Origin of the sequence: Phaeobacter sp. HF9A (assembly GCF_011806385.1) — a bacterium.
In the GTDB taxonomy this organism is placed as follows: Bacteria; Pseudomonadota; Alphaproteobacteria; order Rhodobacterales; family Rhodobacteraceae; genus Epibacterium.
This window is the reverse complement of sequence record NZ_JAATOX010000243.1, coordinates 1-1,463: the sequence shown is the minus strand read 5'-3', so window position 1 is coordinate 1,463 and position 1,463 is coordinate 1. Positions and strand designations below refer to the sequence as shown.

At 58.6% G+C, this 1,463-nt stretch carries 2 protein-coding genes and 1 pseudogene; 2 read left to right on the top strand and 1 reads right to left on the bottom strand.

Features of this window, described 5'->3' with window-relative positions; translation table 11 throughout:
- Positions 1–569: porphobilinogen synthase (gene hemB / locus HCZ87_RS20690; protein ID WP_167647010.1), on the top strand; the 569-nt coding region annotated here is incomplete at its 5' end.
- A 141-nt stretch (positions 570–710) separates the two neighbouring features.
- Complete coding sequence (locus HCZ87_RS20685; protein WP_167647008.1) at positions 711–1,283, top strand: YSC84-related protein; 573 nt, start codon at positions 711–713, stop codon at positions 1,281–1,283.
- An 81-nt stretch (positions 1,284–1,364) separates the two neighbouring features.
- Here the strand turns inward: HCZ87_RS20685 and HCZ87_RS21160 are convergent.
- Positions 1,365–1,463 (bottom strand): annotated as a pseudogene (locus HCZ87_RS21160) (oxidoreductase); the annotation flags it as partial.

Genomic DNA, 1,463 nt, shown 5'->3' with positions numbered 1-1,463 from the left:
AAATTCGCAATGACGAAACGGTCGAGGCCCTGGTCAAGATGACCATGGCCCAGGCCGACTCCGGCGCCGATATCATCGGCCCTTCCGACATGATGGATGGTCGCATCGGCGCCATGCGCAGCGCGCTGGAACAGGCAGGGCACAAGAATGTCACGATCCTGTCCTACGCCGCCAAATACGCCTCTGGGTTCTACGGCCCGTTCCGGGATGCGGTGGGAGCCTCCGGGGCGCTGACCGGGGATAAGAAGACGTATCAAATGGATCCGGGCAACAGTGACGAAGCGATGCGGCTGATCGCGCGCGACCTGAATGAGGGCGCGGACATGGTGATGGTCAAACCGGGGCTGCCCTATCTTGACATCTGTCACCGGGTCAAACGCGATTTTGGCGTGCCGACCTTTGCGTATCAGGTCTCTGGTGAATACGCGATGATCCAGGCTGCCGCGCAAAATGGCTGGATCGACGGCACCAAGGTCATGCTCGAGAGCCTGATGGCCTTCCGCCGCGCCGGTTGTGACGGGGTGTTGACCTATTTTGCACCTCAGGTCGCCAAGATCCTGAACAGCTAGCGCGTTCACGCCCGCCCCGATAGAACAGCGAGAACCCGCCCATCGTGCGCGGGTTCAAGATGACAGGCTGCTCAATTGTGCATATAATGGCGAAAAAATCGCGTGCACATCGTGCCGTAACAAATTGCAGGTTATCAAAAAATGAGCAGAGACCCCAAGACCCTATCGCGTCGCGCCTTTACCGCTGCCGGGCTTGCAACCCTTGGCGTCACCGCCGCTTGTGGCAATGGTGTGGGCAATACCAATGACGTCAAGATCGACGCTCGCGTCGATTCCACCCTGAACCAGATGTATGCCCGTTATCCCGGCACTCGGGATCTGGCGGAAAAGTCCGCAGGCATGCTGGTGATCCCTCTGGTGACCGAAGCCGGTTTCATCTTTGGCGGCGCCTATGGCCGTGGTGCGCTGCGGATCAATGGCATCAGCGTCGATTATTATGCCTCGGTCAAGGGCAATGCCGGGCTTCAGATCGGTGCACAGCAATATGCACAGGTGCTGTTTTTCATGACAAAAGAAGCGCTTGCGCGCTTCCGTCGCTCCTCTGGCTGGACCGCGGGCGCGGATCTTGAATATGTCGTGAAGGACGAAGGCAATGCGCTGACCGCCGACACCAATACCCTGACCGCGCCGGTGATCGCGGCGGTCTTTGGTCAGGCCGGGCTGCGGGTTGGCGCCACGCTTGAAGGCTCCAAATACACGCGCATCATCCCCTGATCCTCTTGGGAATACCCATTCTTATCAATAAGAAAAAAGCCTCCCTTCATCTGGGAGGCTTTTCTGCTTTAACGATTTCGATCAGCCCATTGCCCGCAGGCGTTTGATCAGCGCCGAGGTATCCCAGCGCCCGCCGCCAAGCTTTTGCACGTCCTTGTAGAACTGATCGACCAGCGCGGT